A 23840-nucleotide genomic window follows, 5' to 3' on the forward strand; every position below is an offset into this window, starting at 1 on the left:
CGCGTCCTCTCCCTCGATCTGGGTCACGGTTGACCGACCGCTCGATCAACCGCCGGGCATTCCGTTCTGGGGACTCCCGCGCGTCGTCCTCGTGACGGTCGGGCGGGTGCGACGGTCAGGCCGTTCACGCGTCGTTCGTGTGGTGGTCGTCTCACTGTCGCGAGCCGGGACCGCCGGCGAGAACGACAGCGGGCACCTGCTTGGCCCGGGCCCGGTGCACGGTGCACAGGCCCGTCGCGGGGACGGCGGAGCTATCCGCTCACGACGTTCTTGTCGGATCCGGCGCGCGCCTCGGGGACACCCAGGCGAGGAGTCGGTTCCGGCGCCGTATGCCGGCGGTGTGCCGTTCGCTCCCAGGGACGCGCGCTGCCGAGCCATCCGAGGAGGAAGGCCGCAGGGACAGAGACCAGCCCGGGGGTGTGGAGCGGGAACAGGTTGAAGTCCTGCTCCGGCAGCAGTGCGTATCTCGCTCCGGACACGGCGGGGGAGGCGAGGGTCAGGATCACGCAGAGGGACAGCCCTCCGTAGACGAGCCACAGCAGCCCTCGGCGGTCGAAGCCGGTCCAGAAGAAGGAGTAGACGAGTGCGGGGAACACACACGTGGCCGCGAGGCTCAGCGAGAAGGCGAGGAGGAACTCGATGGGGTAGCGGTGTACGGCGGTGGTGAGGAGAAGGCTCACGGCGCAGAGCGCGACGACGGACAGCCGCAGGACTGCCGGCTCTCCGATCCCGATCCTGGTGCGGCCCTTCAGCCCGAGCAGGTCGCGGGTCATGGAGACGGCGGCGGCGAAGGTCACGCTCGCCACGGCCGTGAGGACGGCGAGGAAGGCGACACAGGCCACGAGGGTGATGAGCACGATCCGGCCGGTGGAGTGGTGGGGGAGTACCTCCGACGCCAGGAGGATCGGGGAGCCCTGGCCCTTCGCGTCGACCGCTCCGATCCGTCCGCTGCCCACCACCGCGGCCGCGGCGAAGCCGGTCGTGACCAGGAGCAGGTAGAAGAGGCCGGTCAGTCCTACGGCGACGCTCAGGGAGCGCCGGGCGGCGGGTACGTCCCGGCTGGCGCTGACGCGCAGGAGCAGGTGGGGCATCATCGCGGTGCCCAGGATGACGACGACGTGGTCGCTGAGCGTGCCGAGCGTCCCGAAGCCGGCGGTGTGCGTCCACATGCCGGGGCTGAGGTACTCGTCCGGCGACATGCTCTTGTCCACGGCCGCCGACAGGAGCGATCCGGGACTCCAGTCGAACAGGCGGAGCGCCAGCAGGGTCACCGCGGCGAGCGTCGCCAGGGCTACGGGCACTTTGGCGGCCTGGACGAAACTGGTGCCGCGCAGATCGGCCACCCCTGCGAAGCACGTGATCAGGAATCCCATCAGCACCGTGCACACCAGTTGGGCCCGCTCGGTCGGCATCCCTATCAGAAGGGCGGCGGTGATGCCGCCGGCACGCAGTTGGACCATGAGCAGGGGCACGGCGATGCACAGCGTCACCACGGCCCCGGCGATCCGTGTTCCCGGCCCCTCGGCCCGCAGGGAGAACAGCTCGCCCAGGGTGTAGCGGCGGGTCGCGCGGATCCTGGAGGCGAGGAGCAGGAAGACGCCGAGCGCGAGGGCGCTGTCGACGGTTGCCGAGACCCCGTCGTAGCCGAAGAGGGCGATGGCTCCCGGCAGCGAGACCAGGATGACGACCGTGATCTGTTCCCCCGCCATCGCGACCCCGTTGAAGACGGGCGGCAGGGACCGGCCGGCGACGTAGAGGCGTTCCGGGTCGTCCTCCTGCGTGGCGAGCATGAAGACCCACAGCAGGCAGAGGCCGACGAAGACGAGGAAGGCGCTGATGACCGCGCCCCTCGCGGCGGAGCCGATGAGATCGGGCGAGCCGACGCTCAGGAGGTACGTCGTCACCACGCGCCCCCGGCCGAACGAGCGGCGGCGGCGGTCGCCCCCGGGACCGGTGCGGAGGAGGACGCGACCCGGTTCTCGTACCACCACGTCCCGGCGACGAGGGCGACGAGCTGGGTGAGCGCCCACGCCATGCCGAGCGTGAGGCGTCCGTACACGGAGATCCCTCCGAGGGAGGTGGAACAGGACAGCAGGACGCCGATCGCGAGCGGCAGGGCGTTGACGGTGACCAGCACCCGTGTGTCACGGGGGGAACGCCGGGAGGAAACGGAGGGCACAGGACCTCTCTCTGGGTGAGCGGGGAAGACGGGCGCGGGGCGGGCGGGGCGGCGCGGCGCTGGTCGGCGGGGAGCGGTGGGGCGGCGTGGCGCTGGTCGGCGGGGAGCGGTGGGGCCGGGTGGTGCCGGTGAGCGGGGAGCGCGTCGCGTCGACCACGGCGCCGGTGATGCGGAACAGCGGGGCCATGGCGAACGCGACGTCCTCACCGGTCGGCTCCGCCGGAGCGGGCCGCGGTTCCGGCGCCGGTGCGTGGCGCTGTACCGTCGTGAAGGCCCGTGGATCGTCGCGGTACTGGTGGTCCAGCGCCGACGTGCCGGCCAGTCACCGCACCGGGCTGCCGGCCGGCGTGCCGAGCGTCCCGTGGGCGTCCGCGTCCGCCCAGACGACGCCGGCCGCCCCGGCGTCTCGCCCCGGCCGGTGCCGCGGGCCTCGGACGCGGCGGCCGGGGCGTCCGCCGCCGCGTCCGCTCCCGTGCCGGACCCGTCGGGGAAGGTGTCCCGCCGCCGGCCGTCCTCCACCGTCATCTGCCGTCCTTCCCGGCCGGGTCCACGGGTTCGGCGTGCCGGTCAGGAGAGTTCGCGCTTGAGGATCTTTCCGGTGGAGGTCATCGGCAGGGTCCGCACGATCTCCACGATCCGGGGGTACTTGTAGCCGGCCATCTGCTCCTTGCCCCAGGCGACCAGCTCCTCGGGGCGGGCCTCGGCGCCGCGGTCGAGGATGACGAACGCCTTGATCTCCTCGCCGTGGCTCTCGTGCGGCACGCCGACGACCGCGGCCAGGCTCACCGCCGGGTGCGTCATCAGGACTTCCTCGACCTCGCGCGGGTACACGTTGAAGCCGCCGCGGATGATCAGGTCCTTCGCCCGGTCGACGATGTAGTAGAAGCCGTCCTCGTCCCTGCGGGCCAGGTCGCCGGTGCGGAACCAGCCGTCCCTGACGGCTTCGGCGGTGGCCTCGGGGCGGCCGTGGTAGCCCTTCATGACGTTGTGGCCCCTGACCGCGATCTCCCCGACGGCGCTGCCCGTGCCGTCGTCCTCGACCTCGGACCAGTCCGGTCTGACGAGCTTGACCTCCACGCCCCAGATCGGCACGCCGATGGAGCCGGGCCGGGGCTCTCGCGCCGGGTCGCCGAAGGTCACCACCGGCGAGGTCTCGGAGAGGCCGTAGCCCTCCAGGACCTGGATGCCCAGCCGCTCCCCGACCTGTTTGACGAGCTCCGCGGGGAGCGAGGCGCCGCCGGAGACGCCGACGCGCAGGTTCCCCGCGATCCGCTCGACGTCGACGTCGCCGGTGAGCGCCCGCAGCAGGCCCCACCACATGGTGGGGACGCCCGCGAAGACGGTGATGTCCTCCTGCCGCATCAGGGCCACCGCCTGCCGGGCGTCGAACCGCGGCAGCAGCACCAGGGTGCTCGCCGTCGAGAAGCCGGCGTTCATCTGCACGGTCGCGCCGAAGGAGTGGAACAGCGGCAGCACGACCAGATGGGTTTCCGAGGCCGGCCGGTACTCCAGCAGCTGCTTGCACGCGAGGGCGTTGAGCACCAGGTTGGTGTGGCTGAGTTCGGCGCCCTTCGCCTGCCCCGTCGTACCGCTGGTGTAGAGGAGCACGGCCGGGTCGTCCCCCGAGGTGCCGATGCTGTCGAAGGTCGTCGCGGTGCCCCGCAGCGCGGCGCCCAGGGTCTCGACGCCCGCGATCGGGCTGTCCGCCGCGGGGTCGGCGGTGATGAGGAAGAACTCCTCGCAGCCCGGGGTCCCGGAGAACCCGGCGTGTCCCGCCTCGCCCATCGGCAGGCCCTCGCCGCCCTCGAAGCAGAAGTACGCCTTCGCTCCCGAGTCGGCGAGGTGGTAGGCGACCTCCCGGCCCTTGAGCAGGATGTTGAGCGGTACGACGACGGCGCCGGCCTTGAGGATCCCGTAGTAGACGACCGGGAACCAGGGCACGTTCGGACAACTGAGCGCCACCTTGTCGCCGGGCCAGATGCCGCGGTCCACCAGGAGGTTGGCGACCTGGTTGGCGGCGGCGTCGAGCTGGGCGTAGGTGAGACGCGTCGTGCCGAGGACGACGGCGTCCCGGTCCGGGTGCGTGCGGGCGGAGTCCTCGAGCAGGACCGAGAGGTTCAGCATGGTGTTTCTTCCGGGAAGGTGGGCCGGGCCGGGCCGCGGGGGAGCAGGACACGCGGCCCGGCCCGGAGCGAGTGGGGTGACGCGCGACGTGACGGGGGCGTCACGACGTCCGCAGGAGCCGGTCGAGGGCCTCGGCCGTCGCCTCGATGTCGGCGGTGGTGTGCGCCGTGCTGAGGAAGACCTTGCCGGACGGCATGAACAGGAAGCCCTGACGCAGCATCCCTTCGAGGATCCGGGTCCAGAGTCCGCTGGTCCCGTGGAGCCCCGTGGCGCCGCCGGCGGGGACGTACTGGAGGAGCGAGCCGACCCGGTGGAAGCCGCCGAGGTCGGGCGATGCGCCGAGGACGCCGCCGACCAGGGTCTCGAACTCGGACGAGGTCCGTTCGAGCCGCTCGTAGACCGCGGGGTCGGCCAGGGCGCGCATCGTCGCCGCGACGGCCGCCAGGGCGATCGGGTTGGCGTTGAAGGTTCCGGCGTGCACGACGCCGGACGTCACCTGGTCGACGAGATCCGCCCGGCCGACGACGGCGCTCTGGGTGAAGCCGCCGGCCATCGCCTTCCCGAAGACGGACAGGTCGGGCAGCACGCCGTACTTCTCGGCCGCGCCGCCCCGCGCGATCCGGAACCCGGCGATCACCTCGTCGAAGACGAGGACGACGCCGTGCCGGTCGCAGAGGGTCCGCAGCGTCGACAGGAACCGCGGCGTGGGTGCTTCGACGCCGGCGTTGCTCATCACCGGGTCGACGAGAACGGCCGCGATGTCGCGCTCGACGGCCTCGCCCAGCAGGCGCTCGGCCAGCTGTACGTCGTTGAAGCGCGCCACCACCAGGTCGTCCAGCACACTGGCCGACTGCCCCGGCCCGCCGGGGGTGGCGGGGCGGTCGCAGTCGTCCTCGGACATCCCGGCGTACACGGTGTCGTGCCAGCCGTGGTAGCTCCTGGCGAACTTGAGGACGCGGCGCCGGCCGGTGGCGGCCCGCGCGAGGCGCAGCGCCACCTGCACCGCTTCGGTCCCGGTGTTGCTCCACAGCAGTCGCTCGCCGTGCGGTACCGCTTCGAGGACCGCTTCCGCCGCGAGGTACTCCAGCGCGTGGCCGGTGCCGACGACCTGCATCCTCGTCGCGACCTCGGACACCGCCGACAGCACCCGCGGATCGCCGTGACCGAGCACGAGCGGCCCCCAGGCCATCACGTAGTCGACGTACCGGTCGCCGTCCAGGTCCCAGACGTGTGCGCCCCGCGCCTCGCGCACGAAGAGCGGATGGGGTGGCATCGCGGCGCGCAGGCCGGACCCCACGCCCCCGCCGACGCTGCGGCGGGCTCGCTCGAAGGCCGAGCGTGATGATTCCAGGGCCATCGGATCGCCCCTGCCTTTCAGTACGTGATCACCGAGCGGATGCCGATGCCGCGCTTCATCTGGTCGAACGCCTCGTTGATGTCCTGAAGGCCGATCACGTTCGTCACGAGGGAGTCCAGATCGAGGCGGTGGTTCATGTAGTGGTCGATCAGCAGCGGGAAGTCGGAAGCCGGCTTGCTCGATCCGTAGTTCGAGCCGATGAGCGACAGTTCCTGATCGGACATGACGAAGGGATCGATGGAGATCCGCATGCCGTCCGCCACCTGCCCGGCGACGACCGCCGTCCCGCCCCGGGCCAGGACCTCGTAGGCCGCCTCGATGGTGCGGGGCAGGCCGATGGCCTCGATGGCGATCTCCACGCCGTGTCCGTCGGTGAGCTGCCGCACCCGGTCCGCGAAGTCCTCGCGGCCGTTGTTGATCACGTCGGTGGCGCCGAAGACGCGTGCCTGTTCCAGCTTCTCGTCGGAGACGTCCGCGGCGATGATCCTGCGCGCGCCGGCGAGCCGGGCACCCTGGATCGCGTTCAGGCCGACGCCGCCGCAGCCGAGGACCAGCACGGTGTCGCTCGGCCGCACCTCGGCGGTGTTGACGGCCGCGCCGACGCCGGTGGTGACGGCGCATCCGACCAGGGCCGACTGGGGGAACGGGGCGTCGTCCCGGATGACGATCGCGGCCGATTCGGGCACGAGGGTGTACTGGCCGAACGTTCCGAGGCCCGCGAAGCTGTAGACGTCGTCCCCGGCCACGGACGTGATCCGGGTCCGGCCGTCGAACGACAGGTGGTTCGCCGAGTGCCGGCTGACCATGTCACACAGGACGGGCCTGCCGCTGACGCAGTAGGAGCAGCGGCGGCAGGAGGGCGTCCAGGACAGGACGACGTGGTCGCCCTCCTTCAGCGTCGTGACGCCCTCGCCCACGCTTTCGACGATCCCGGCCCCTTCATGGCCGAGAACCATCGGCGAAGGCACCTCCCAGTCGCCCACGAGCACGTGCAGGTCGCTGTGGCACACTCCGCTCGCCTTGAGCCGCACCAGCACCTCGCCGGGCGGAGGCGTCGAGGGAAGGATCACTCGTTCGATGGTCAGTGGTTCGTTCGGCGCGCTGAAGACGGCGGCGTCGAATTCGATGGTCATGGCGGGTTTCCTTCTGTGCGGTGCGGCGATCAGGTCCGGGCGGTGCGGATGAGCTTCTTGTTGGCGAACTCGTCGATTCCCGCCCGGCCGAGCTCGCGGCCGAAGCCGGACAGCTTGACCCCGCCGAAGGGCAGTTCCGCGCCTTCGAGGCCGACGCCGTTGACGAAGACCATGCCGGCGTCGATCCTGTCGGCGACGCGCAGCGCCTGCTCCGGGTCCGTCGTGAACACGTAGGAGCCCAGGCCGTACGGCGTCCCGTTCGCCAGCTCGACGGCCTCCTCCTCGGAGCCGACCCGGTAGACGGTCGCGACCGGGCCGAAGAGCTCCTCGGCGGCCGACGGCGACGACGGGGAGAGGCCCGTCAGCACGCCGGGCGGGAAGTACGCGCCCTCGCGCTGTCGCGCGGAGACGAAGGCCGCCCCCTCGCCGACGGCTCGCCCGACCTGTTCCTCGACGTACTCGGCGGCGGCGACCGAGGACAGCGGCGCCGCCCCGTCGGTCAGGGCGAGCACCTCCTCGGTGAACCTGGCGAGGAAGGCGTCGTAGAGGTCCTCGGCGACGATGAACCGCTTCCCGGCGTTGCACGCCTGGCCGGCGTTCTCGAACCGCGTCTCGACCGCCGCCCGGACCGTGGCGTCCAGGTCGTCGGTCGACAGGACGATGAAGGGGTCCGAGCCGCCCAGTTCGAGCACCACCTTCTTGAGGTTGCGCCCGGCCTTCTCCGCGACCTCCGCGCCGGCCCGCTCCGAACCGGTGAAGGAGACGCCCCGCACGCGGGGGTCGGCGATGGCGCGACCGATCTGCTCGCCGGTGGCGCGGACGTTGACGTAACAGCCCTGGGGGAAGCCCGCGTCCGTGAACAGCTGCTGGAGGGCCGCGGACGACTCCGGGCACTGCGACGCGTGCTTGAGCACGATGGTGTTGCCCAGCGCGAGGTTGGGCGCGGCGAACCGTGCCACCTGGTAGTACGGGTAGTTCCAGGGCATGATTCCAAGGAGCACGCCGACCGGCTGGCGGCGGACGAAAGCGGTGCCTTCCCCCTCCAGGAGCTCGATCGGTTCGTCGGCGAGGAACTTCTCCGCGTTCTCGGCGTAGTACCGGTAGATGGAGGCGCTGAACTCGACCTCCCTGACGGCCTCCTCCAGCGGCTTGCCCATCTCGCGGTGGATGATCCCGGCGAGGTGCGCGCTGCGCTCGTCGTGGAGGGCGGCGACGGTGTCCAGCAGCTGGGCGCGCTGTGCCACGGAGGTCTGCCTCGACCACTGCGCGTAGGCTTCCGCCGCCGCGTCGACCGCCCCCTCGACCGCCTCGTCCGTCGCGGTGGGGTACTCCTTGACCAGCTTGCCGGTGGCGGGGTCCACCACCGCGTACACGTGCTTCTTCGCCATGCTGACTCCTTGTCGGTGTTCCGGGTTCATGCGAGGGCGCCGGTGGCGCGGGCCGGGTTCGCGTCCGAGGCCGCGTTGTGGTCGTGCAGCGCGCGGTAGGCGTGGAAGAGGACGAATCCCTGCGTGCCCCAGGTCGCCAGCGCGGCGGTGTAGAAGATCGTGCGGTTCGCGTCGTCGAACGGCAGCGGGAAGAAGTCGTAGACCAACGCGATGGTGGTCCCGGCGGCGGTGGCCAGGCCCGTCCAGATCGCGAGCAGCTTCGCGCCCGCGTCCCAGAGCCGCTTGACGAAGTACCCGAGGAAGACGGCCGTGAGGAGGTTGACGACGACGTAGAACACGGCGACCCAGTACGCGGTGCCGCCGGTGTGGAGATCCGCGCCGTGGAACGGCCGGAGGAACAGACCTGCCACGATCGCGAATCCGAACACGGCGACGTCGACGCCGCGGCTCGGCCTGTAGCGGTGGGTGACCTTCATCAGGCCCATGATCAGGATGAGCGTGATGCCGACCGACCGGGAGAACGCGTCGAAGAAGTACGCCACGTCGTACAGGACGCTGTCGCCCTCGGCACCGAGCAGGGACCAGAGCAGGAAGTTGCTGCCCGACGTCGCGACGACCATCAACTCGAGACCGAGGAGGTAGTTGCCGTAGCGGCGGACGAACCTCCAGCCGTAGAAGTAGCCGACGAAGATCATCCAGAGGTCGGCCAGCAGGAACAGGGTCTCCCTCATCGTGACGCCCCCTCTCGGACGTCGCGGGACAGGAGGGTGAGGACGCGCTCGGCGGTGCGCTGGCCGGTCAGGACCGCGCCGTTCATGGTCCCGGCCCATTCGCCGGCGGTTTCGGTGCCGGCCCAGTGGACGCGCCCGTGGGGCTCGGTCAGCGCCTTGCCGTAGCTCACCGTCGCGAGGGGGCCGGCGGCGGGGTGGGGGCCGCCCGGGGCGAACGGTTCCGAACCCCAGCGGTGGTCCAGGTAGTCGATCGGGGTGCGGGCCTGCGGACCGTAGAGGTCGACGAGCTGCCGGACGACCAGGTCGCGCCGGGTCTCGGCGTCGAAGCCGTCGAAGACGCGGGGGTCGCAGAAGGCCATCAGGACGCCCGGCCCGCCGGTGCCGGGCGACACGTCGAAGGTGATGAACACGGTGCCGGTGTCGGTCACCGCCTCGCCGGAACAGCCTTCGGCCCGCCAGAACGGCCTCTCGTACGCCACGAACGCCTTGCTCAGCGCGCCCATGGGCCAGGTCCGCGCGAGCCCTTCGGCCTGCTCGGGCAGCGCGGGCTCGAAGGCGATGGCGGCGCGGTGCTCCGGCGCGGCCGTGACGATCGCGTACCCGGCGCGGATCTCGCCGGAGTCGGTGCTGACGGTGACGCCGTCGTCGTCCTGCGTGACGCGGCGCACCGGCGTGTCCAGGCGCACGCGGTCGCCGAGCCGCTCCGCCACCCGCTTGGCGATCTCCTGGGTGGTCTCGACGAACCGGTCCTCGTTGGCTCCGCCCTCGACGTCCAGCATGTGGTCGAGGCCGCCCGCCGCACGGATGTAGCGCAGTACGTGCAGCAGGGAGACGTCTCCCGGGGTGCAGCCCCACTGCACCTTGCTCACGATGGTCATCAGCGCACGGGTGCTGGGCAGCGCGTTCTTCCGGTCCAGCCATTCGCCGAACGAGAGGGCGTCGAGCCCGCCGGCTCCGGGCGTCTCCCACGGGGTGTTCAGGTCGATGGTCGCGACCAGCTTGTTCACCGCCGCCTGCATGCGGGCCATGTCCACCAGGGTCGCGGGGGAGACCTTGGGAATGGTGCCGCTGTAGGTGCGGCGCCGGCCTGCCAGCCACAGCACGTTGCGACCCTGGTCGAACTGGCCGGTCGTGGTACACCCCATCCGGTGCGCGAGGTCCCGGATGGCGGTGTGGCGCCGGGCCACCCATGTCGCTCCGAGGTCGACCTTCACGCCTGCCACCTCGCCGGAGAGCGAGCGGCCTCCGACCCGGTCGCGGCCTTCCACGACCAGGACGGACCGCCCCGTGCTCACCAGCCGTTCGGCGGCGCTCAGGCCGGCGAAGCCGGCGCCGACGACCACGACGTCGACCGTGGTGCCCCTGGAGCGGGGTTCACGAGATCCGGACATGGTTTCCTCCTTCGCCCACGCGGTTCGCGTGCTGCGCGATGTAGGTCGTGATGGGGGAGACGAGGGACTCGGGGATGTGGTGGCCCATGCCAGGGATGACCACGTGCCGGGCCGAGCGGATCGCCCGTACGGTCGCGGCGCCCCCGCTCGGGTGCACCAGCGGGTCCCGGTCGCCGTTGATGACCAGCGTCGGGGCGGTGATCCCGCTCAGCTGGGCGGTCCGGTCCCCGGAGCGCTGGATGGCCTGGATCTGGCGCGCCGTGCCGGCCGCCGGTTCGCCGGCGCTGCGGTCCCACCCACGAGCCGCGATGGCCGCCTCGGCCGCGTCATCGATGGGATGGTCCGTTCCCGCGACGTGCCGGGTGAGCCGCAGGTGGGCACGGACCGCCTCGGTCCTGTTCCTCGCCGGCGGCGCTGCGAGGAGCCGGATCGTCGACAGGGACGGCTGACCGACCTTGCGCCCCCCGGTGGTGGAGTAGAGGGAGGCCAGTGACAGGACCCGCTCGGGCGCCGTGGCCGCGATCGTCTGCGCGATCATTCCGCCCATCGACCGACCGACCAGGTGCGCCCGCGCGATTCCGAGGTGGTCGAGTACGCCGACGGCGTCCCGGGCCATGTCGGCCAGCGCGTACGCGTCGCCGCGCGGACGCCCGGCGATCTGGCGCCAGATTCCGGGAGGGGGAGCGGCGACGAACGTCGACTGGCCGACGTCGCGGTTGTCGATCGCGACGACCCGGAAGCCCCTGGCGACGAGGGAGCCGACGAACGAGTCGGTCCAGAAGGTGAGGTCTTCGCCCAGTCCCGCGACGAGCAGCATCGCGGGGGAGTCCTGGTCGCCGTGGTCCCGGTAGCAGATCGTCATGCCGGACGGCAGCGTCGCGTACTGGTCGGCGCTCTCGGAGCAGCTGGTCTCAGGCATGGGTGGCTCGCCCCCCGCCGGGCGACTGGGCGGCCGCACGGCGGGTGCCGAACTCCAGGTGCTCGTCGGCCACCGGGCCGCGCAGGGCCTTGGCGTCCTCGGGGTAGGACATCGCCATCCGCCAGGGCTTCTCGGGGCCCTGCTTGGGCATGAGCTTCTCGCCGCGCTTGGCGTACCCGGCCTGGAGGTCCATGACGGGCCTGCGGTTCGTCCCCGCCGGTGCGACCGGAACCACCGTGTCGTATCCGCGGGCGTCCATGTGCCGGACGAGATCGATGAAGTAACGGCACATCAGGCTCACCTTGAGCGTCCAGGACGAGGTGGTGTAGCCGATCGCCATCGCCCAGTTCGGGAGGCCGCTCAGCAGCATGCCGCGGTAACAGAGCGCGTCCGCGAGGTCGACCTGGCGTCCGTCGACCACGAGGGGCATGCCGTCGAAGAGCCGCAGGTTCAGTCCCGTCGCGGTGACGATGATGTCGGCTTCCAGTTCCTCGCCCGACGCCAGGACGACTCCGCGCTTGCTGAACCGCGCCACCGCGTCGGTGACGACGGAGGCCCTTCCGTCCTTGATCGCGTCGAAGAAGTCGCCGTTCGGCGCCACGCACACCCGCTGGTCCCACGGGTCGTACGGCGGATTGAAGTGCTTGTCGACGTCGAACCCCTTGGGCAGGCGCTTGACGTTCTCGCGCCGGATGTAGGCCCGTCCCGCCTTGGGGAACCTCCGCAGCCCCTTCACGACGGCGTGTTCCGTCCAGATGTTCTTGAACCGCGTCGCGGCGTAGCCGCGCTCTTCCCCGAGCAGCTTCGTGAGCGCCAGGGCGGCCTTGTCGACGCGGGGGAGCGCCATGACGTAGGTGGGGGTGCGCTGCAGCATCGTCACGTGCCGGGCGGCGCCCGCCCCGGTGGTCATGGCCGGCACCAGCGTGATCGCGGTCGCGCCGCTGCCGATGACGACGACCTTCTTGTCGCTGTAGTCGAGTCCCTCGGGCCAGTGCTGCGGATGGACGATCCGGCCCTCGAAGTCGTCCCGCCCGGCGAACTCCGGGGAGAACCCCTCGTCGTACCGGTAGTAGCCGGTGGCGGCGAAGACCCATCCCGCGCGGATCGTCCTGGTCCGGTCCGCACCCGTGGCGGGGTCCGTCGTCCGGACGGTGAGGGTCCACCGCGAGTCCGCCGAGGACCACTCCGAGCGGACGACCCGGTGGCCGAGCCTGAGCAGGCGCTCCAGGCCGTTCTCCTCGACGGTCTCGTGGAGGTACCCCTTGATGAGGGGGGCGTCGGCGATCGAGGCCTCGTGGCGCCAGGGCTTGAACGCGTAACCGAACGTGTGGAGGTCGGAGTCCGAGCGGATGCCGGGATAGCGGAACAGGTCCCACGTGCCTCCGATGTCGTCGCGCGCTTCCAGCACGACGAGCGACTTGTCGGGCAGCTCCCGGCTGAAATAGGTGGCCGCGCCGATCCCGGAGATCCCTGCTCCGATGATCACCACGTCGAATTCCTCGACGGCGTCCAACACCTCAGCTGTCATGGCGTTTCCTCGCTGTTCCTGTGGCGGTTACCTCACTGTCGCGAGCCGTGACCGCCCGCGAGAACGACAGCGGGCACCTCCTTCGCCAGGGCCCGGTGCACGATGCACAGGCGGACCGCGCCGCCGCGTCCGTACGGTGGCCGCCGCCCTGCCGCGACGCGGCCGGGTCTCTTCGCGGAGCGGACCGGAGCGGACCGGAGCGGGGCGGCCGGCGGCGTCGGCGAAACGGCCGAGCCGCCGCTGTCATTGCGGCGCGGGGGACCGCGTGATAGACGTTTGCGCCTCGGTGTTTAGCGGCACTAAACGACTTGTCGTGGTCATGCACAGAGTTCGGACCCCTGTCGTCATGACCCTGCCGCGCGCCGGGACCCGCGGGCGCGTCGAGCCGGGGCGGACCGGGACCGTCACGCACGCGGCCGTGACCGGAAGGCGGCGCCGAGCGGTCCGCGTCCCGCTCGGAACCACGCCCCTTCCGGGACCGGGCCGGAGAGGCGGAAGCCGGATCCCCTTTCCCTCGCCCCGCCGCGCGGGAGCCGCTCCGGCCCGCCCCGCCCGGACGGACCGCCCCACGCACCCGTTCCTCGCACGCGTTCATCCACCCATGACGGGCCGGCACCGGCCCGTGAGCCGAAAGGTGGTCGAGATGACCGACCTCTCCAGCACAGGGCACGTCGAGACACCCGGCGACGAAGCGGGACCGGGCAACCCGCTCCACCGCGGACTCGGCGTCTCGCAGATCGTGTTCATGGTCGTCGCCGCGGCGGCGCCGCTCGGACTCGTGGCCGGCGGGGTGCCGCTCGCCTTCGCCGTGAGCGGCAGCCCGGGGATGCCCCTGTACTTCGCCCTGTCCACCGTGCTGCTGCTGGTCTTCGCGGCCGGCTTCACGCTGATGGCCGGACGGGTGCGCGACGCGGGCGCCTTCTACGCCTACGTCCAGGCGGGACTCGGCCGCGTACCCGGTCTCTCGGCCGCGACCCTCGCGCTCTTCTCCTACACGCTGCTTCTCGTCGGGGTGAACGCCTACGTCGGCGTCGCGACGAGCAACGTCATCGAGCGGTACGCCGACGTCGGCTCACCGTGGTGGGCGTGGGCGCTCCTCTCGCTCGGCGTCATCGCCTTCCTCGGCTACCGCGACATCGAGCTGAGCGCCAAGGTGCTCGGTGCCGTGCTGGTGCTGGAATCCCTGCTGCTCCTGGTCATGGACCTCGGCATCGTGGGCCGCGGTGGCGCCCACGGCCTGACGGCCGAGCCGTGGTCGCCCTCGATCGCGGGCACCGGCTCCCTGGGCCTCGGCGTCATGTTCGCCCTCTTCGGGTTCATCGGCTTCGAGGCGACGGCCGTGTTCCGCAACGAGGCGAAGGACCCCGACACCACGGTCCCGCGGGCGACGTACGTCGCGATCCTGGTGATCGGGGTCTTCTACTCGATCACCGTCTGGGCGATCGTGATGGGGACCGGCGTCGACGCGGTGGTCGGAGCCGCGCAGGCCGACCCCGAGGGCCTGGTCCTCACGCTGACGCGGAGCTACGCCGGGTCCGTCTGGGCCGACGCCATGCAACTGCTCCTGGTCACCAGCCAGTTCGCCTGCGTCCTGGCCTTCCACAACGTCGTGACGCGCTACCAGTTCGCGCTGTCCCGGGCCGGCGCGCTTCCGGCGCCGCTGGGCGTCGTCCACCCCCGGCACCGCGCTCCGTCGGCGTCCTCGGCCGTCGCCTCGGCGGTCGCGTTCGTCGTCACGCTCGTCGTCGCCGCGCTCGGCCTCGACCCCATCGGGGACCTCTACACCTGGTTCTCCGGCGCCGCCACCCTCGGCGTCGTCCTGCTGATGGCGGCCACCAGCCTCGCCGTCATCGGGTTCTTCCGGCGCGCCGACGGGCGGCAGCCGGTGGGGCGTACGGTCGTGGCCCCGGCCGTCTCCTTCCTCGGCCTGGCCTGTGTGGTCTGCCTGATGGTCGCCAACTTCCCGCTCCTCGTCGGCACCACCACGGGCGCCTGGGTGATCGGCGGGCTCGTCGCCCTCTCGGCCGCCGTCGGAGCGGTGCAGGCCCTCGTCCTGCGAGCGCGCCGACCGGCCGTCCCCGAGCGGCTCCAGGGCCTGTCCGACCGCTCCCGCCGCGTCCGGCCGGACAGGCCCTAGGCGAGTCCCCGCGCGGTGCGCGGCAGGGGAGGCGACAGGACCCAGAGGACCTCGCTCGCCGCGGTGCCCGGATTGTCGAACTGATGGAGCGTCCGCCCGGAGAACGAGGTGGACGCGCCGGCCGGCAGCATCCGGGTCTCGCCCCCGACGATCAGACGGGTCGAACCGCTCAGCCCCATCGCGAAGATCGTGTCGGTGTCGAGCCGATAGGGGCCGCCGGTGCCCCCGCCCGGTTCGATCACGGAACGGAAGACCTGGAACGCCGTGGTGCCGGCGGGCGTGAGCAGGTACTCGGCCACGCCTTCGCCGCCCATGTCGATCCGGCTTCCGCCCTCCACGGCCTGCTCGTCGGGGTACGCGAACAACTCGCCGACTCCGATGCGCAGCACTTCGCAGACGCGCAGCAAGGTCGGGACGGACACGCTGGTGAGCCCCCGCTCCAACTGGCTCAGGAAGCCCTTGGTGACCTCTGCCCGCTGGGCGACCTCCGTCAGCGACCACCCGTGGCCGAGCCTGATCTCCCTCAGTCGCGCGCCCGCTGATGCTTCAAGGGCGGCGGAACCCCTGGCCGCTCCGCCCGCTCTCCTGCCGTCGCCGATGGACATCGTGCGCTCACCACCCGTCCCGAGGCCGAGGTCGTGTGCCCGTCCGGTGACGGGCCGACCCGGACGGGCCCCTCCGTGACCCGAGGCTAAGGCATGCCCCTCCCGGACGGCCGGCGCGCCCCTCCGGAGGGAGCGGCGGCGCCGAAACCCTTGTGGCGCCACCGACGGCGTGGTAAACCTGCCGCCGTTTAGTACTGCTAAACCTCCCCCGATCCTTGGAGACCCATGCGCGCGGTTGTGCCCGGAGACCCGGCCGTGTCCACCCGGGTGGCGGACGCCGGCCCCGGCGGTCCGCGGGCGGGCGGAGGCGGCGGCCGCGTCACCGCGGCGGGAGCGCGTCACCACCGCTCCGCCGCCGCAACCGCGGAGAAGGGCCCGGCCCCGGCCGGGGCGGGCGTCGCCACGGCACGGGCCGGGAGGACGCCCGCACGGCCCCGGGAGGCTCCGCCCGCCACCGCCCGCACACCGGCGGACCGCGCGGAGGAGTTCCCGCCGGCCGAGGCGGGGGACACCGGCGGTCCGACGGCCCTCGCCCCCGCCGCCGGCGGGCCCTTCATCCGTCCGTGACACGGCATGTCAGGAGCACCGGCTCCTCGCGAGCAGGGGGACACTGAGAACATGGAAGAGCTGTGGCCCACGCCCTCCCGCGAGGTCGCCGACGCGATCAGGTCACTGTGCCAGCGCCTGCTGACGGAAACGGACGCCATGGTCGCCGCCTTCGCGAGGCCCTCTCTCGTCGCCCAGAACGACCCCGCCCTCCTCGCGGACGCCTCACTGGTCGAGGAGGACCGCGAGCTCAACCGCTCCGACCTCGTCCAGTGGCTGACCGCGAACGTCCAGCAGCCGGGACGGCGGGTGGAGCCGTACATCGGCCCGCGGACCACGGCGTACATCAACGACCTCGTCTCCCGGGGCATCGCGCCCGACTTCGCCGTCGCCTGGCGCGTGGCCCTGGGGATCGGCTGGCGGCGGTGGCTGGAGGAGTGCGTGGCGGACTGCGCCGACCCCGACCTCCTCGTGGGGGTCCTGGACGTGACGGCGCGCTCGCTCGTGCAGTACGCCCTCGACTCGGTCGCGGCCCTGCGCAGGGCCGGCCTCGCCGCGGCGATGGGCAACACGGACGCCGAGGGGATCGCGATGATCCAGCTGATCGCCGGCGGGGCGCCGATGGCGGAGGACCTCGCCGAAGGACGTCTGCGCTACCGGATGGCGCGGTGGCACGCGGGCCTCGTCCTGTGGATCGACGACCCCCGGCAGGCCGGGGCCCTGGACGAGGCGATCACCGCCGCGCGCTCCGCCGCCGGGGGCCGGAGCGTCCTGGTGGCGCGCGCCAGCACCACCTCGCGGTGGATCTGGCTCTCGGGGGAGGCCGTCCCGGACCTGCACCACGTGGAGAAGGCCCTCGCGGCGGCCGACGGGGTCCGCGTGGCGGCGGGAAGGCCGGGACGCGGACTCGAAGGGTTCCGGTCCAGCCATCAGGACGCCCTCGCGGCGCAGGCGCTGGTCGTCCGGCTCGGCTCGGACCGGCGGTTCACCCCCTACGCCGACGTCGAGCTGATCGACGCGCTCACGAAGGACCGCGCCGGCGCGCGTCGGTTCGTCACCAACACCCTCGGACCGCTGGCCGAAGCCGACACCGCCCTGCGACAGGCGCTCCTCACCTACGTGCAGTGCGGCTTCAACACCACCCGGGCGGCCGCCCACCTCTACGCGCACCGCAACACCGTCGAAAGGCGCGTCTCCCGAGCCAACGAGCTCTCGGCCGTCAAGGTGGAGGACAACCCGACCCACGTGGCGGCGGCGCTCCTGCTCCTGGACCTCGCGCCGGACATCGGGGCGACCGATCCGGGCTGAGCCCACCCCACGGGGCCGTGGGCGGGCTCCCGCACGGGCGGAGCGCGGGAGGGAGGCGGACCGGCCGCTCCCCGGCGGCCGGACCGCCCGGACCGGGCGCGGGCGGGGTGCCGGCACCGGCGCCCCGCGTCAGGGCAGGGGGGTGCCGCCGGTGGCGTTGACGATCTCGCCGGTGATGTAGCTCGCCCCGGGTGAGGCCAGGAAGACGTAGGCGGGCGCCATCTCCGCCGGCTGGGCGGGGCGGCCCAGCGGGGACTGCGCGCCGAACTCCGTGGTGTCGGGCATCGTCGCGGGGATGAGCGGCGTCCACACGGGGCCGGGGGCCACGGCGTTGACGCGGATGCCGCGTTCGGCCAGCATCTGGGCCAAACCGTGGGTGAAGGAGATGATCGCCGACTTCGTCATCGCGTAGTCGAGGAGATGGGGGCTTGGCTGGTAGCCCTGCACCGAGGTGGTGTTGATGATCGACCCGCCTCGCGGCATGTGGGCCAGGACCTTGCGCGTCAGCCAGAACATTCCGTACAGGTTGGTCTTCATCACCCGGTCGAACTGCTCCGTGCTGATCGTCTCGATCCCGTCGGGCCGGGACATCTGGTAGGCGGCGTTGTTGACGAGGATGTCCACCCGCCCCAGCTCCTCCACGGCACGGTCGATCAGGGCCGTGCACTGGTCCTCGTCCCGGATGTCGCACAGGACGGGCACCGCCGTCCGTCCGGCCTCGCGGACCAGGCGCGCGGTCTCGGCGGCTTCCCCATCCTCCTCGGGGAGGTGGGTGAAGACGACGTCCGCGCCCTCCCTGGCGAACGCCAGGCACACGGCCCTGCCGATCCCGGAGTCCCCTCCGGTCACCACCGCCGCGCGGCCGGCGAGCACCTCGTGGCCCCGGTAGGAGTCCTCGCCGTGGTCGGGCCGGGGGCGCATCTCCTCCGTCGAGCCGGGATGGTCCTGTTCCTGGTCGGGGAAGGGGGGCCGGGGGTGGCGTGTCACCGGGTCGGGGACCCCGGGCGTGTTCTCGGGCATGGAAGCCTCCGTAGGCCGCCCGGGGCCGGGGCGACGAGCCGGGGCCTCGGGCGTGGACGCGGGGCGGCAGCGGGGTCGTACCGGCTGCCGATGTCATGGTGCGGCTACCCGCATCGCCCGATACGTCACCTCGCCCGCCCCGTACGTCACCTCGTTCGCGCGGTGACGCACCCGGTCGGCCGTACGGAGCCCCGTCCCCCGCGCCGGAGGCGGCGGAGCCGCGTACGGGGGCCGTGACCGCCGGGCTCCGCACGCGCCCCGTCCCGGCCGGCCGGGACGCGTCCGCCGGCGCGCCGGCAAGGGTTCCCGGCCCGCAGACAAGGTTTCCCGGCCCGCAGGCAAGACTTCCCCGCCCGCAGGCAAGGGTTTTTGGCCCGCCGGCAAAGGCCCTCCGCCCGCCCACAGGCACGCGGACGCGCCGCCCTCCGGCCCGCCGCGACCACCCCGCCGCGCCCCGCGTCCTGCCGAATGTCCGTTTTCGTCGCCGGTCACCGGGCAGGCGCGCGGCATGGACCAGTCGAAGGCACCTGTTCTCGATGCGTTGGCGGCCTATCACGAGAAGGGCCGGACCCCGTTCACGCCCCCGGGACACAAACAAGGAAGGGGCGCCGATCCCAGGGCGCGGGCCGTGCTCGGCGAAGCGGTGTTCCGGGCCGACGTCCTCGCCACCAGCGGCCTGGACGACCGCACGTCCTCCCAGGGCGTGCTGGAGGAGGCACAGGCGCTGATGGCCGAGGCCGTCGGCGCGGAGCACGCCTTCTTCTCCACCTGCGGAAGCTCGCTGTCGGTGAAGTCGGCGATGCTGTCCGTCGCCGGACCGCACGAGAAGCTGCTGGTGGGCAGGGACGCCCACAAGTCCGTGGTGTCGGGCCTGATCCTCTCCGGGATCGAGCCCGTCTGGGTGGACCCCCGGTGGGACGCCGAGCGGCACCTGGCCCACCCCCCGAGCGCCGAGGACTTCGAGGCGGCGTTCGCCGAGCACCCCGACGCCCGGGGCGCGCTGGTGACCACCCCGACCCCCTACGGCACCTGCTCGGACCTGGCCGCGATCGCCGAGGTCTGCCACCGGCGGGACCGGCCGCTGATCGTGGACGAGGCGTGGGGCGCCCACCTGCCGTTCCACCCCGACCTCCCCACCTGGGCCATGGACGCCGGGGCCGACGTGTGCGTCACGTCCGTCCACAAGATGGGATCCGGCCTGGAGCAGAGCTCCGTCTTCCACCTCCAGGGCGACCTGGTCCGGCCCGAGGTGCTCAAGGGCCGCGAGGACCTGCTGGGCACCACCAGCCCCTCCGTGCTCATGTACGCCGCCCTGGACGGCTGGCGCCGGCAGATGGCCGAACAGGGCGAGGCCCTCTACGACCACGCGCTCGCCCTCGCCCGCAAGACCCGCGACCGCCTCTCCCGGATCGACGGCGTCCACGTGCACGACCGCGAGGACTTCTGCGGACCCGGCCGGGCGGCCGACATGGACCCCCTCCAGATCATCATGGACGTCAGCGCGTGGGGGACCACCGGCTACCGGGTCGCCGACCTGCTCCGCGCCCGCCACCGGATCGACCTCCACATCGCCGACCACCGCCGCATCAGCGCACAGCTCACCCACGCCGACGACGGCGACACGGTGGAAGCGCTGCTGGCGGCCCTGACGGACCTGTCCGCGCACCGGGCGGAGCTGCGCCCGGCCCCGCCCGTCGAGGTCCCGTCGCCGACGGGGCTGCGACTGGACCAGGTGACGCTCCCGCGCGACGCCTTCTTCGGCCGCACCGAGCAGGTGCCCTGGGAGAAGGCGGAGGGCCGGATCGCCGCCGAGATGCTGACCCCCTACCCGCCGGGCATCCCGGCGGTGGTGCCGGGGGAGCGCCTGAACGGCGACGTCCTGCGCTACCTGCGGACCGGCGTGACGGCGGGCATGGTCGTGCCGGACGCGGTCGACACCGAGGTCACGACCGTCCGGGTGGTGCGCGACGGGTGATCCGGCGGGACGAGGGCGGCACGGACGGACAGCGACACGACACGGTCTTCGAGGAGGCGTCATGAGGGCGGTCACCTGGCAGGGCAAGCGGGACGTACGGGTGGACACCGTGCCCGATCCCGTGATCCGCGACGGCGACGACGTGATCGTCAGGATCACGACCACCGGCCTGTGCGGCTCCGACCTGCACCTCTACGAAGTCCTCGGGGCGTTCCTCGATCCCGGCGACATCCTGGGGCACGAGCCCATGGGCGTCGTCGAGGAAGTGGGGCCGGAGGTCACCGCCCTGAAGCCGGGGGACCGGGTGGTGATCCCGTTCAACGTCTCGTGCGGCTCGTGCTTCATGTGCGACCAGGGGCTGCAGTCCCAGTGCGAGACGACCCAGGTGCGGGCGCACGGCACCGGAGCCTCGCTCTTCGGGTACACCAAGCTCTACGGCCAGGTCCCGGGCGGACAGGCCCAGTTCCTCCGCGTCCCCTTCGGGAACTCCCTGCCGATCCGCGTCCCCGACGGGCCGTCCGACGACCGGTTCGTCTACCTGTCCGACGTCCTGCCCACGGCATGGCAGGCGGTCGCGTACGCGTCCGTCCCGCCGGGGGGCAGCGTCGCGGTCCTCGGGCTCGGCCCCATCGGCGACATGAGCTGCCGCATCGCCGCCCACCGCGGAGCGGACACGGTCATCGGCGTCGACCTCGTCCCCGAGCGACTGGAAAGGGCCCGCCGGCGCGGCGTCCACGCCCTGGACCTGAAGGAGTGCGACGACCTGGCCGACGCCGTCCGGTCCCTCACCGGCGGGCGCGGTCCGGACGCCGTCATCGACGCCGTGGGCCTGGAGGCCCACGGCAGCCGGGTCGCCGCGGCCGCCCAGGGGCTGACCGGCCTCCTGCCGGACGCGCTGGCCGCGGCCGTGATGAAGCGCGCCGGAGTCGACCGGCTCGCCGCCCTCCACACCGCCATCGACCTCGTCCGCCGGGGCGGCACCGTCTCGGTCTCCGGGGTGTACGGCGGCGCGGCCGATCCGCTGCCCCTGCTGACGATGTTCGACAAGCAGCTGCAACTGCGCATGGGCCAGGCCAACGTCCTGCGTTGGGTCGACGACATCCTCCCCCTGCTCACCGACGGGGACCCGCTCGGCGTCGACGACTTCGCCACCCACCGCCTGCCGCTCGAACAGGCTCCGGACGCGTACGAGATGTTCCAGAAGAAGCGGGACGGGGCGGTCAAGGTCCTCTTCTCGCCCTGAGCACGAGGCCACCCCGCAGGCCGTAGCCCTTCTGGCCCCGGCCACCCGGCCCTCCAGCCCTCAAGCCCATGGAAGCGGCTCGCGCACGAGCCACGTTCGAACCCGGAGGTGAGACAGACGATGTCGGGCACCGCTCTGACCTCGGCGACGCTCCCCGGCGGCCTGGTCGCCCTCCCCAGCGTCTACCGGCCCCAAGCGGACACGCGGCTGCTCGCCGCGGCCCTCGCCCGTGAGGAGGTCGGTCCCCTCACGGACGTCCTGGAGATCGGCACCGGCACCGGTGCCCTGGCCCTCCGCGCCGCCCGCAGGGGCGCCGCGGTCACCGCCGTCGACGTCTCCTGGCCCGCCGTGGCGACGGCACGGTTGAACGCGCTGGTCCATCGCCTGCCCCTGCGCGTCCTGCACGGCGACTTCGCCGCGCGGACGGAGGGGCGGCGCTTCGACCTGGTCGTGACCAACCCTCCGTACGTGCCGGCGCCGGGGGCCCGGCAGCCCCCGAGGGGCGCGGAGCGCGCCTGGGACGCGGGCCCCGACGGACGCCTGGTGATCGACCGCGTCTGCGCGGCGGCCCCTGCCCTGCTGCGCCCCGGCGGAGTCCTGCTGATGGTGCACTCGGGCATGTGCGGGGCGGAGACGACCGTGGACCGGCTGACCGGCGGGGGCCTGTCCGCCGGGGTCACGGCACGGGCCTCCGTCCCCTGGGGGCCGGTCCTGCGCTCGCGACGGGCCTGGCTGGAACGACAGGGCCTGGCGGCCGAGGACGAACAACGGGAAGAGCTGGTGGTCATCCGTGCCCGCAACGCCTGACGACACCCCGCGCGACACCCCGGGCCGGACGCCCGCCCGCCGGGCCTTCGCCGACCCGGAGGGGCCCGTCCTCGTGGAGGGCCCCGTCGAGATCGTGCTGGCCGACGGGACGGTCGCCCGCTCCGACCGCTTCACCGTCGCGATCTGCACGTGCCGGCGCAGTCGCGCGTACCCCTGGTGCGACACCAGCCACCGCCGCCGCGAGCGACCCGCCCGCCCGACCGAGGACAGGAAGCCCTGATGCCCCCTTCGAGCCCGCCCCCGACGGCCGTCGACACCGCTCCCCGCCTCGCGGAGGAGCGGGGCCCGCTGTCCCGCGCCGTGACACGGGCCCTGCGGTCGGGCGGCGCGCCGCGCCACGCGGCCGGGGCGGTGCCGGACGCCGACCCCTGGGGCGAAGACCTCCAGCTCGCCCTCTACCTCCTGTACGAACTGCACTACCGGGGCTTCGGGGGAGTGGACGACGCCCGTGAGTGGGACCCCGAGCTGCTGCGGCTGCGCCGGGCGGTGGAAGAGCGGTTCCTCGACGCCCTGCGCGCCGGACTGCAGGACACGCCGGAGACGGTCGCGGAAGCCTTCGCACCGCTCCTCGTGGAACCCGTGGACCTCACGGGCAGCCTCAGCCACCGCCTGCAAACCGAAGGGGAGTTGTGGCAGCTGCGCGAGTACGCGGCCCTGCGCTCCCTCTACCACCTCAAGGAGGCCGACCCGCACGCCTGGGTGATCCCCCGGCTCACCGGGCAGGCCAAGGCCTCCATGGTCGCCATCGAGTACGACGAGTTCGGCGGCGGCCGCGCCGACCGCGTCCACGCCAGGCTCTTCGCGGAGCTCATGGACGACCTCGGCCTCGACCGCTCCTACGGCCGGTACGTGGACCACGCGCCCGCGCCGCTCCTGGCGACCGTGAACCTGATGTCGCTCTTCGGCCTCCACCGGGCTCTGCGCGGCGCCCTCGTCGGCCACTTCGCCTGCGTCGAGATCACCTCCTCGCCCGGATCCAGGCGCCTGGCCAAGGCGATGCGGCGCTGCGGGGCGGGAGCCTCCGCCGAGCACTTCTACGCCGAACACGTGGAGGCCGACGCCGTCCACGAACAGGTGGTCCGCCACGGCGTCGTCGACGGACTCCTCGCCGAAGAACCCGCCCTGGAGGCCGACATCGCCTTCGGCTGCGCCGCGACCGTCCTGCTGGAGGACCGCCTCGCCGACCACATCCGCGAGGCGTGGGACCGGGGGGACAGCGCGCTGCGCCGGCCCTTGGATTAGGGGCGGCGCCCGCCAGCGGCAGAAGCGTGTGCCCGCACTCCGCGGCCCGCCGAGGGCGCTGCTCCGGGTGTTCTTCCGAGGGTGTGGGGGCGATGCCGAACTGGGATCCCGGCTCTCGGATCCGGGCTTTTGGATCCGGGATCCGGGATCCGAGCTCTTGGATCCAGGCTTTTGGATCCGGGATCC

The 23840-nt window shown here is 72.6% G+C and carries 20 protein-coding genes; 8 read left to right on the forward strand and 12 right to left on the reverse strand.

Annotation, left to right across the window (positions count from 1 at the left end):
• Positions 1-251: 251 nt before the first annotated feature.
• The 10 genes from ACF1ED_RS03545 to ACF1ED_RS03590 all read right to left on the reverse strand — a co-directional run bounded on the left by ACF1ED_RS03545 (position 252) and on the right by ACF1ED_RS03590 (position 12750).
• Entirely contained in the window at positions 252-1904 is a 1653-nt protein-coding gene (locus ACF1ED_RS03545) for a transporter (RefSeq protein WP_391756709.1), read from the reverse strand.
• Positions 1901-2137 (reverse strand): hypothetical protein, encoded by a 237-nt coding sequence (locus tag ACF1ED_RS03550; RefSeq protein WP_391756710.1) that lies wholly within the window; start codon positions 2135-2137, stop codon positions 1901-1903. The genes ACF1ED_RS03545 and ACF1ED_RS03550 overlap by 4 nt, the downstream gene beginning before the upstream one ends.
• Positions 2138-2746: 609 nt before the next feature.
• Positions 2747-4303, reverse strand: a complete 1557-nt coding sequence (locus ACF1ED_RS03555; RefSeq protein ID WP_391756711.1) for a long-chain fatty acid--CoA ligase — start codon at positions 4301-4303, stop codon at positions 2747-2749.
• 100 nt (positions 4304-4403) lie between these two features.
• Positions 4404-5660: an aspartate aminotransferase family protein gene (locus tag ACF1ED_RS03560; protein ID WP_391756712.1), complete on the reverse strand. Its 1257-nt coding sequence runs from the start codon at positions 5658-5660 to the stop codon at positions 4404-4406.
• A 17-nt stretch (positions 5661-5677) separates the two neighbouring features.
• The gene (locus tag ACF1ED_RS03565) at positions 5678-6793 is read right to left on the reverse strand and encodes a Zn-dependent alcohol dehydrogenase (RefSeq protein ID WP_391756713.1); all 1116 of its coding nucleotides are present in this window, start codon (positions 6791-6793) and stop codon (positions 5678-5680) included.
• Positions 6794-6822: 29 nt separating this feature from the next.
• A complete protein-coding gene (locus ACF1ED_RS03570) occupies positions 6823-8181 on the reverse strand; it encodes an NAD-dependent succinate-semialdehyde dehydrogenase (RefSeq protein WP_391756714.1) in 1359 nt (452 codons plus the stop codon).
• Positions 8182-8207: 26 nt separating this feature from the next.
• On the reverse strand, positions 8208-8912 hold the full coding sequence (locus ACF1ED_RS03575) for a transporter (protein ID WP_391756715.1): 705 nt from the start codon (positions 8910-8912) through the stop codon (positions 8208-8210).
• Positions 8909-10303, reverse strand: a complete 1395-nt coding sequence (locus ACF1ED_RS03580) for a flavin monoamine oxidase family protein (RefSeq protein WP_391756716.1) — start codon at positions 10301-10303, stop codon at positions 8909-8911. The genes ACF1ED_RS03575 and ACF1ED_RS03580 overlap by 4 nt, the downstream gene beginning before the upstream one ends.
• Positions 10287-11222 (reverse strand): alpha/beta fold hydrolase, encoded by a 936-nt coding sequence (locus ACF1ED_RS03585; RefSeq protein WP_391756717.1) that lies wholly within the window; start codon positions 11220-11222, stop codon positions 10287-10289. Before ACF1ED_RS03585 ends, ACF1ED_RS03580 begins: the two co-directional genes overlap by 17 nt.
• Positions 11215-12750 (reverse strand): flavin-containing monooxygenase, encoded by a 1536-nt coding sequence (locus ACF1ED_RS03590; protein ID WP_391756718.1) that lies wholly within the window; start codon positions 12748-12750, stop codon positions 11215-11217. The genes ACF1ED_RS03585 and ACF1ED_RS03590 overlap by 8 nt, the downstream gene beginning before the upstream one ends.
• A gap of 643 nt (positions 12751-13393) precedes the next feature.
• Here ACF1ED_RS03590 and ACF1ED_RS03595 point away from each other — a divergent pair.
• Positions 13394-14887, forward strand: a complete 1494-nt coding sequence (locus tag ACF1ED_RS03595) for an APC family permease (protein ID WP_391756719.1) — start codon at positions 13394-13396, stop codon at positions 14885-14887.
• Here the strand turns inward: ACF1ED_RS03595 and ACF1ED_RS03600 are convergent.
• Positions 14884-15492, reverse strand: coding sequence for a helix-turn-helix domain-containing protein (locus ACF1ED_RS03600; protein ID WP_391756720.1), 609 nt, complete (start codon positions 15490-15492; stop codon positions 14884-14886). The genes ACF1ED_RS03595 and ACF1ED_RS03600 overlap by 4 nt on opposite strands.
• Positions 15493-15717: 225 nt before the next feature.
• Here ACF1ED_RS03600 and ACF1ED_RS03605 point away from each other — a divergent pair, with 225 nt between their 5' ends.
• A complete protein-coding gene (locus ACF1ED_RS03605) occupies positions 15718-16059 on the forward strand; it encodes a hypothetical protein (RefSeq protein ID WP_391756721.1) in 342 nt (113 codons plus the stop codon).
• A gap of 51 nt (positions 16060-16110) precedes the next feature.
• On the forward strand, positions 16111-17346 hold the full coding sequence (locus tag ACF1ED_RS03610) for a helix-turn-helix domain-containing protein (protein WP_391756722.1): 1236 nt from the start codon (positions 16111-16113) through the stop codon (positions 17344-17346).
• Positions 17347-17475: 129 nt separating this feature from the next.
• Here ACF1ED_RS03610 and ACF1ED_RS03615 read toward each other — a convergent pair whose 3' ends face one another.
• Positions 17476-18366: an SDR family oxidoreductase gene (locus ACF1ED_RS03615; RefSeq protein ID WP_391756723.1), complete on the reverse strand. Its 891-nt coding sequence runs from the start codon at positions 18364-18366 to the stop codon at positions 17476-17478.
• Between the two features lie 508 nt (positions 18367-18874).
• Between ACF1ED_RS03615 and ACF1ED_RS03620 the strand changes: the two genes are divergently transcribed.
• From ACF1ED_RS03620 to ACF1ED_RS03640, 5 genes are all read left to right on the forward strand, one after another.
• Positions 18875-20341 (forward strand): aminotransferase class I/II-fold pyridoxal phosphate-dependent enzyme, encoded by a 1467-nt coding sequence (locus ACF1ED_RS03620; protein ID WP_391756724.1) that lies wholly within the window; start codon positions 18875-18877, stop codon positions 20339-20341.
• Positions 20342-20402: 61 nt separating this feature from the next.
• Positions 20403-21584, forward strand: a complete 1182-nt coding sequence (locus ACF1ED_RS03625; protein WP_391756725.1) for a zinc-dependent alcohol dehydrogenase — start codon at positions 20403-20405, stop codon at positions 21582-21584.
• 120 nt (positions 21585-21704) lie between these two features.
• Complete coding sequence (locus ACF1ED_RS03630) at positions 21705-22391, forward strand: HemK2/MTQ2 family protein methyltransferase (RefSeq protein WP_391756726.1); 687 nt, start codon at positions 21705-21707, stop codon at positions 22389-22391.
• Positions 22375-22632, forward strand: coding sequence for a CDGSH iron-sulfur domain-containing protein (locus tag ACF1ED_RS03635; RefSeq protein ID WP_391756727.1), 258 nt, complete (start codon positions 22375-22377; stop codon positions 22630-22632). Before ACF1ED_RS03630 ends, ACF1ED_RS03635 begins: the two co-directional genes overlap by 17 nt.
• The gene (locus ACF1ED_RS03640; RefSeq protein ID WP_391756728.1) at positions 22632-23654 is read left to right on the forward strand and encodes an iron-containing redox enzyme family protein; all 1023 of its coding nucleotides are present in this window, start codon (positions 22632-22634) and stop codon (positions 23652-23654) included. The genes ACF1ED_RS03635 and ACF1ED_RS03640 overlap by 1 nt, the downstream gene beginning before the upstream one ends.
• Positions 23655-23840 lie beyond the last annotated feature (186 nt).

Origin of the sequence: Streptomyces sp. NPDC014656 (assembly GCF_043084305.1) — a bacterium.
Taxonomy (GTDB): Bacteria; Actinomycetota; Actinomycetes; order Streptomycetales; family Streptomycetaceae; genus Streptomyces.